Source organism: Poseidonocella sp. HB161398, assembly GCF_005870025.1.
In the GTDB taxonomy this organism is placed as follows: domain Bacteria; phylum Pseudomonadota; class Alphaproteobacteria; order Rhodobacterales; family Rhodobacteraceae; genus Mangrovicoccus.
In genome coordinates, this window is record NZ_VATA01000127.1 from 1 (window position 1) to 8,483 (window position 8,483).

Here is an 8,483-nt window from a genome sequence, read left to right on the forward strand (position 1 = left end):
CCCGGGCGGGAGAGCTGACCGCGGTCCGGGTTCCGGACGCGGCGCACGAGGCGACGCGCGACCCGGGGCGCGCGCTCGGGCGACGGCGATGCGCGTCACTGGCAAGGCCCGGCAGCACCTGCAGGGCTTCCTCTTGCGCCACGGCCGCATCTATCCGGGGAGTTCGGACCGGTCCGCGCCAGCGGCAAATCCTCGGGGGGAGGATTTGAGGACCGGACGGGCTGGACAAAGGCCTGTCGCCGCTGGCTGACGGCCGTCCGGTTCGACCATCCCGCACAGCAGATCGTGCTCCAGGACCACGTGGACGCGGTGGCCGATGCCGAGACCCGTGTCGCGAAGCGAACCGGGCAGATCGCCGAACTGCTGCCGGACTGGACCTTGGCGCCCGTGGTGGAGGCCGTCCAGGCCATGCGCGGTGTCGCGTTCGCCGCCGCCGTCACCGTCCGTGGCCGGGGCCGGCGACTTCCGCCGCTTCGGCAATCCACGGCGGCTGATGGCCTATCCCGGCCTGACGCCACAGGACGCATTCGAGCGGCGCCAGCGTCCGCCGCGGCGGGATCGCCAAGGCAGGCAGCGGGCTCGCGCGCCGGGCCCTGATCGAGGAGGCATGGAGCTGCCGAATGCAGCCGCGGGTCAGCCGCAAGCTGCACGACCGGGTCGAGGGGCTTCCGGCGGCTGTCCGGGACATCGCCTGGAAGGGGCAGCGGCGGATGTGCCGGCGCTGCCACCGCCTGGCCGCGGCCGGGAAGCCGGAGGTGGTCGTGACCACGGCCATCGCCCGCGAGATGGCGGGCTTCATCTGGGCCATCGCGCGGACGGAGGCGGCAGACCCGGCCCGCCCGGCCGCGAGGGCCGCTTGGAAGGACGCACACCCCTCCGGCCCGCCGATGCGCAAGGCCTGGGGCGGAACGCGGCGGGGAAGCGATGAAGCGTCGCGCGTTTGAATCCGGCTTCTTCCCCGATTCCCGCGATCCGTCGAGCTACCAGACGCTCGCACAGCTCGAGGCTCGCGCGAGCAAACTGCTTCAGGTCGAAACGCGACCTGCCGCCTATGTCGGTGCGACAGCTGCCCCCGGGCACCTCATGAGCAGGGGCCGCACGTCGGGTGTGGTGCCGGCACGCCCGGCCGTTGCGGCTTCGTTCAAACCGGCGTCCGCATCGACACCTCCCAGGGCAAGCGCACCTCCGCCGCAGTCCGCTGTGCCGACGGATGTACCCTCAGGGAAGGTGAGCACTTCAGCGCCAGACTCTGACGACATCAAGACCATGACCTTTGGTAGCATCAAGGATAGCAAACTGTGACCAACCCCTTCGTCATTCCCTCGTTGGCAGATCTGAATGCGGATCTCGCCCAGCGGCATTTCCCGCTCGCCAGGGGCGAGAAGCTCCAGAGCAAATTCTCGAAGCTCTTCAGTCGTCACCTTGGCCGCCTTCGGTCCGGGAAGAGCTTTGAAGGGCGCAGCCTCTTGATTACAGGGCTGTCTGGCTCCGGTAAGACCGCCGAGATCTCGGACATGCTGGACAAGTTCAACGAAAGCGCCGTTCTCTTGCCTGACGGAAAGCCGGCGCGCTTTGCATGTTGCGTGCTCGGCGCGAAGGGTACCTGGAAGGATCTTGGCCGCAAAACGCTGCAGGCTCTGGGCTACCCGATCACCAGCAATACGCGCCGGACACAGTTCGAAATCTGGGATCTCGTGATCAAGCAGGCGAAGCTCCAGGGCATCGTTGGAATCCACTACGATGAGGCTCAGCACATCATGCGGGGCAAATCGGATAAGGAGGTCGAAGCTGTCCTGGACGCCTTCAAGGGCCTCATGAAGGTAGACAAGCGTGACACGAAGTGTGGCGAAACTTTTATGCCACCTCACGACTGGCCGCTCATGCTGATCTTGTCCGGCGTCCCGGAGCTAGGTGACTATGTGCAACGCGAGGAGCAGCTTGATCGGTTGATGACCAGGATCGAGTTCGGTGAAGTCGATCTGAACAGCATGCCCGGGCATCCGGCGCGGGACTATGAAATCATCAACGAGATCGTTGGCAGTTACGCGATCAGCGCAGGGCTCGATGTCGATGCTGACCTTCCGACGGGAGATTTCCTGCACCGCCTGGCGACAGCAGGGGCATTCCGATGGCGCTTGGTCATCGACATGGTCATGGATGCGGTGGCACTGGCGGTTGCCAGGGGGGGAAGGGTCGCTTGAGCGCTTGGATTTCGTAGAGGCGTGGTGCGACAAAACCGGAATGAACGAACTGGCCACGCCGTTTACCCACGACAGCTACGAGCGGATGTTCCGGAGGGACAAGCCGTTCCGGGCCGCCATCGGCACCTGACCTTCCACTACAATTCAGTATTCGAGAAACCCGCGCTTCGGCGTGGGTTTTTTCATACCCGGATGCTGCCGACTGGATGAGCTAATGAGAGAAGTCTTTGATGCTGCGCAGGTTTTTGGTTTCTGCGCAGGCTTATGCTTTCAATCTTGATATCGAGGCCAGCAAGTTATTGAAAATGTTTATGGATTCCTGGCGCCGAAACGGACGTGATTGATTTTGCGCATTCATCTGCTTTCTCTGACTCCACGTCACGGGCGTCGCCAGCGGTCGCTCGGACCGGTGGCGCAATCGCCGGCAACTCCGCGCCCGGCGTCAGCCGTCTCGTCGACCCCGGCGACTGCCGGTGCATCATGTCGAGCGCCGCCTTGCGTTCGGCACGGCCGCAGGCCTGGGTCAGCTCGCCCTGGACCGCAAGCCCGCTGCGCAATCGGCGCGTTCCCCGGACCGGTGGCGGAACACGCCTCATATCCATGACAGCAAGCCCCGTGAAGCACAGCATCGCGCCGGTGCCGGGCGACTTCCGGTAGAGCCGCCCCTCCGGATCGGTCGTCGAGGCATGCGTCGCGCTGGTCCGTTTCTCGCCCTTGAAGTTCGCTTCGGCATTGCGGCTGCGGCTGGCAGGGCGGGACATCGGGCGGGGTTCCGGACCGGGCTGCGGGGACGGGTCTTGCGGGCGGCATCCTGTGCCGGAGGATCGCCGTCCTTCGGCGGCCTGCCATCCTCCTTCGGCCGGACGCTCTTCATCGACGCCCAGGCTTTCACCAGCGTGCCGTCGACCGAGAAATGGTCGTCCGACAGCAGCGGCGCCACCTCGCGATGCGCCAGGAATGAGGAGGATCGGGAAACCGTCCGGGGGACGGTTTCCCCGACGAATGCCATCACCTTGCGCGACATGTCCGTGGTCAGCAGCCGGTCGCGGTTCCTGCTGAACACGGTCGGGACCCAAACCGCGTCGTCGACGCCGAGGCCGACGAACCAGCGGAACAGCAGGTTGTCGTCCAGCGGTTCCATCAGCTGCCGTTCGGAACGGGCCGAGCAGAGGATCTGGAGCAGGCTGGCCCGGATCAGCCGTTCCGGCGCAATCGAGGGACGGCCAAACTCGGCGTAGAGCACGTCAAAGTCGTCATCGAGGCTGGCGCGCGCGTTCGCCATTGGGCTCGGACCGATGGCGCCTCAATGGCCCGCTTCACCACCAGCCGGATCTTCCGCAGCGGATGCCGCGCCGGGAGGCGCGCCTCGAGATCGACATAGCGGAACAGCGACCCGCGCGTCTCGTCCGCACCGCGCATCCCTGTCTCCGCCGTTGATCCGCGGCGGATGAATCATGTTCTGCTGACCACGTAGAGGCCCGACTATTGCAGCACCCTGCTAGGTCGTTCACGTCCGGCAGACGTTCCTGGATGCGCCTGCCGCCGCGTCAGCCAGCACCGGTCGACCCAGCGCAGAGCTCCGAGCGGCCGGGCCGACGAAGATGCGCTGGCCGCGGACGTCATTGCGCTCGCCAGCCAATGCCGCCGCGACGGGTGTCTCCGCAATTCTGCCCTGCTTCGCGCGACCGGAGGCGGTGAACATGAAGCGGGTGACCGCATCTGGCGGCGGGACTTAAGGGACTCGGGAAACGACCCAGGGGACCATTTCTCCGACGAAGCTGAAAGTGCCCTCGAGACCGCCGGGGAAAGGGCGGCTCTGGCTGGAGTCCGAGTTGCCGTAGCACCAGTGGCGCCGCGAAAGCCCGCAGAACGGGTCGTGCGTCCGGGTTCGCCCCGGGCATTGGACCCATGTCTTGTCCTGCAACGTCGCCGGGAGCCGGACCGTCGCCCATCGTGCCCGGCGCGATGACGCCACGATATGCCGCCCCGACTGGTTGTGTCCTGGGACATCGCGAAGGATGAACCGGGCGGTGGGGACGTCGATGATTTCGGCCGGGCTCTGTCTGCGGGCAACGCGGATCCGCAGGCATCCCTTCGTGGATATGTCGATGAAGTCGAGCATGCGGGACTTCCCGCCGATTTCCATCCTTGTGCCATCGGTCCGGGCACGATGGGCGACGGCCGGGAATTGATAGCCACGGCTGTCAGGCAGTGGATCATGGCTCCCCGCGTTCAGGCTGCCCATATCGAGCCGGGCCGCCCCCGGGACTGTCAAAGACCGGAAAACGAGCCGTCGAGCCGTCGTCCCGAGGCAGCACTGCTGCGCGTTTAGACGCGAGGCGACCGGACGTGCTGGAGAACAGCGAGACCTTCTGCAGCCTGGCAGAGACGAAGTCGCCATTTGAGGGCGCCGAGAGCGCGGCAAGGCGAAGCGCCCGCATTCATCGCTCGGCTAGAGAGCGACGGCCCCGGTGATCGCGCAATGGCCGGCGTCTCCATCCGCTCCGCCGGACATCCGGGCCGCGGCGCCCTGCTCACGCACCAGGATTGACACCTGATCGGCCCATGACGCCAGATCAGCGGGGCTGCAATCGGCTCAGCCTCTCTCGGACGACCTCGCGCATCTCCGCCGACGCACCCTGCCGGAGTTAGCCCTTCCCTGCGCCATCGGTCCCGATCGGCGCAACGTCACTGCTGGATGCCGCCTGCCGCTTTCTTGACCCGCCACGGGCAAGTTTGGCGCATTGCGATGCCGCCGGAAGGACGGCTATGCTGTCAGCACCCGGACCGGCCAGAATTGCATTGCCCGAACCGGGGCTGCTGTCATATCATCTTAATATTCTATTTGCCTGAAATACCGATTTTTCCCGTGCCATAAGGTTTATGCATGAATAGTTTCAATAGCCCGTCTTTCTTCGCGGGGCAGACCGTTCTGGTCCTGGGCGGCGACGGGTTCTGCGGCTGGCCGGCGGCGCTCCGCTTCTCTTCCCTAGCGGCAAGAGTGGTCATTCTGGACAATGGCGCCCGCCGGGAGACCGACCGGCGGCTCGGCGTGACATCTCTGACCCGCATCCACAGCCTGCAGGAGCGGGTGGACGCCTGGAGGGCCACGGGCGGCGGAGCCATCCAGACCTATGACATCGACCTCGCAGAAAACTACGCAGGACTGCGCCGGGTGCTGCTCGAAACCCGTCCGGACATCATCATCCATTTCGCCGAGCAGCGGTCCGCGCCCTATTCGATGATGTCCCCCGAAGGCGCCCGGCATTCCGTCGACAACAATATCCGCGCGACCCACAACCTGCTGGCCGCGCTGGCCGAAACCCGGCTCGATCCGCATCTCATGCATCTCGGCACGATCGGGGTCTACGGCTATGCCACGGCCGGGCTGAAATTGCCGGAAGGCTACCTGAAGGTCACCGCCCATGGCGCGGACGGCCGCGCGGTCGACAAGGAGATCCTGTATCCCGGACGGCCGGACTCGGTCTACCACATGACCAAGATGCTGGATCAGCATCTGTTCGAATTCTACGCGCGATATCACGGCATCCGGATCACCGACCTGCATCAGGGCATCGTCTGGGGGACCCAGACGGCGGAAACGGGCCGCGACCCGCGCCTCGTGAACCGGTTCGACCATGACGCCATTTACGGAACGGTGACGAACCGGTTCATCGTGCAGGCGCTCGAGGGCCGGCCGCTCACCATCTATGGCAGCGGCAGCCAGACCCGGGGCTTCATCCATATCGAGGACATGCTGACCTGTCTCACCCTGGCGGCCGCCACCCCGACGGCGCGGGGCGAGCGGGTGCGCATCCTCAACCAGATCGCCGAGACCAGCAGCATCAATGCCCTGGCCAGGAAGGTCTCCCGGCTCACCGGCGCCGAGGTCGTCCATGTCGACAACCCAAGATGCGAGCCCGAGGGGAACGAGTTCGAGGTCGACCGAGGGACCTTCCACGATCTGGGCTTCGTCGCCCATCGCTTCGACGAGATCCTCGGGACGGAGATCGCGCAGCTCGGCGACCTCCTCTGCCCCCGCGGGGAAGGACGGCGCAGCTCGGTCGCCTGAGGATCAGAGCTTCCGCATCGTCTCCAGAAGGGCGCGCATGTCGCTGCCATCCTCGAGGAAAAGCGCGCGCCGCTCTGCCATGATGCGGGCGCGCTCCTTGCGGTATTCCGCTGGCGTGACGGATTTCAGGAACTCGATGATCGAGGCAGCATGCGGCGCGGGAAAGGCATGGCCCACGCCTGCCCGCTCGAGCCAGCGCTCCATCTCCGACCCCTCTGCCACCAGCGGCACCGAGCCGTAGAAGCCGCCCTGGTACATCCGGCAGGCCAGCAGCAGCGGGGAATTGCCCTCTTCGTCGAGAAAATCGAGGCACCAGGAGAAATGGACCCGGCCATACATGTCCTCGAGATCGTCGGGGATCGTGTATTCGCCGTCATAGGTCCAGTTCGGATGCCGCTCGACGATCTCCCTGTAGGCCTCGAGCCCGGTCTCGGTCGGGTAGCCCCGGGTGTAGATCTCGACGCGGGGCCCCAGCGCCTCCGCGATTTCCTCGAGCAGCGCCATGCTTTTCGGGCAGCGCAGCGTGCCGAACCAGCCGATGACCCAGCGGTCGGCGATGTCCTCCCAGACCCGGCCCGCCGGGGTCGGGGCTTCCGGCCGGTCCCCGAGCTGGAGCTTGTTCTCGAGCACGAAACTGGGCCCGTCCCAGCCCTGGACCGGTTCGAAATAGCCGCGCAGGAAGCCGGGCGACATCACCACTAGCAGATCGACATGGCGCAGGAGCCAGCGCTCCAGCCGGCGGAACAGCGCGCCGCCGAAGGTCTTCTTGAAGAAGATCGCCTGGACGTCCTCGACCTCGTAGACGAGCTTGGCCTTGCTGCGCGTCAGCATCCGCGCGACATGGCCCAGCACCAGCAGATCCATGTTGCGGGCGTAGATGAAGTCGGCGTCTCGGAAGACATCGCCGTGCTTCAGCATCCGCCGCAGGGCGCGCACAAGCGCGGGAAGCCGGTCGAGGTAGCGCCTGTCGACCGTATCCCCGAGGTGGATATTGACCCAGTCCGGCTGGAACCCCGTGTTGAACTTGTGCCGGCGGAAGGTGAAGCTCGTCAACTCGACACCGGCTTTCCGGAAGGAGCGGATCCGCAGGATGAGCGTCGGATTGGTGGCGTCGACCCCGATATAGACACCCCGCAAGGGCGCGGATTGCGAGGCGACCGATGCGCCTGTCTCCTCCGGACGGGGCGTGTCCTGCTCCGGGAACGTCATGGCGCAGGCCGAGTGGAAAAGTCTGACATCATCTAAAAAACCTGACTGACAATCTAATTCCGGATCAGAATAGCCGGACTGCCGACAACTATAAGGGGCGAAGTGACGCGTCGAACCCGGCTGCGGTGGTAAAATCGAGACTTGTCCGGATTGCGCTTAGGCCGACCGCGAAGACGATCCTTCATGGTCCCCGGCGCAATTTCAAGAGTGCAGCCGCCCGGGCCGGTTTTCTCGATGCGCCGTCGCCACGATGTTGGGTGCCGGGCTTGATGGGCCGTATCGCCGTTGAAACGATCCGGCGCTTTCGTCCATGTTTCGCAAATGAGCTCGCACGGCGCGAGACCCTTCAGAGTTGTCACTCTTCGCGCGCAGTTGCAGCCAGCTGCGAACGCGAGGAGAGCGCCTTCCAGCTCCGCCTGGGTGGCGCAGAGCTACCGCTCTGATGTCTTTTTTCAAGGGGCGGGCCACGCGATTTGGAACGCCCGGGCGTTCGTCGTGGTCTGGACGCCCAAGGGGGGGGCACGAGGTCCGAAGGCGTCGGTGAGCAAGCTCTGATGCGCGGGCTGGATACCGCAGGAGCGATTGTGCGGCCCGGGGCTATTCCTGTCTTGCGGCGGGCGTCGGCGCGAAGCTGGCCGCAAAGCGAGTGCCGGATAGTCCCCTGCCGTCGGCCTCGCGCCCGCCATTGGGCGCGTCGGGGAGCGCGCTCAGTGCGCGGGCATGGTGCGGCGGGCGATGTCCCGCATGAACGCCGCCATCTCCCGCGCGATTGCCTCGGTGACGACGGTCGGCTTCCTGCCGCGCTGGCTGAGCTTGCGATACCGGGCCGTCAGGCGGGAGTGCGCCTTCCACGCAATGGACCCTCCGGCGACTGCTCTTCGAGGATGCAGAGCTTCCGCGCGCCCGGTCGTGCCTGCAGGCGGCAGGTCCAGGCCCCCTCGATCAGCTTGTGCCGCACGCGGGCATTGCCCGCGCGGGTGATGCCGCGCCCGGTCGTTGCC

3 protein-coding genes and 2 pseudogenes are annotated in these 8,483 nt (G+C 65.8%); 3 read left to right on the top strand and 2 right to left on the bottom strand.

From position 1 onward, the window contains the following. Window positions 1-530 precede the first annotated feature (530 nt). Window positions 531-944, top strand: a pseudogene (locus FGX59_RS38380) (hypothetical protein); the annotation flags it as partial. Window positions 945-1,298: 354 nt separating this feature from the next. Beyond that, entirely contained in the window at window positions 1,299-2,201 is a 903-nt protein-coding gene (locus tag FGX59_RS35110) for an ATP-binding protein (protein ID WP_240722860.1), read from the top strand. A gap of 428 nt (window positions 2,202-2,629) precedes the next feature. Here FGX59_RS35110 and FGX59_RS35115 read toward each other — a convergent pair. Further along, window positions 2,630-3,620 (bottom strand): annotated as a pseudogene (locus FGX59_RS35115) (transposase); the annotation flags it as partial. A gap of 1,468 nt (window positions 3,621-5,088) precedes the next feature. On the opposite strand from FGX59_RS35115, the gene FGX59_RS35120 reads away from it, so the two are divergent. Then, on the top strand, window positions 5,089-6,273 hold the full coding sequence (locus FGX59_RS35120; RefSeq protein WP_138473175.1) for an NAD-dependent epimerase/dehydratase family protein: 1,185 nt from the start codon (window positions 5,089-5,091) through the stop codon (window positions 6,271-6,273). 3 nt (window positions 6,274-6,276) lie between these two features. Here FGX59_RS35120 and FGX59_RS35125 read toward each other — a convergent pair whose 3' ends face one another. Continuing rightward, the gene (locus FGX59_RS35125) at window positions 6,277-7,482 is read right to left on the bottom strand and encodes a glycosyltransferase (protein ID WP_138473177.1); all 1,206 of its coding nucleotides are present in this window, start codon (window positions 7,480-7,482) and stop codon (window positions 6,277-6,279) included. Window positions 7,483-8,483: the final 1,001 nt, after the last annotated feature.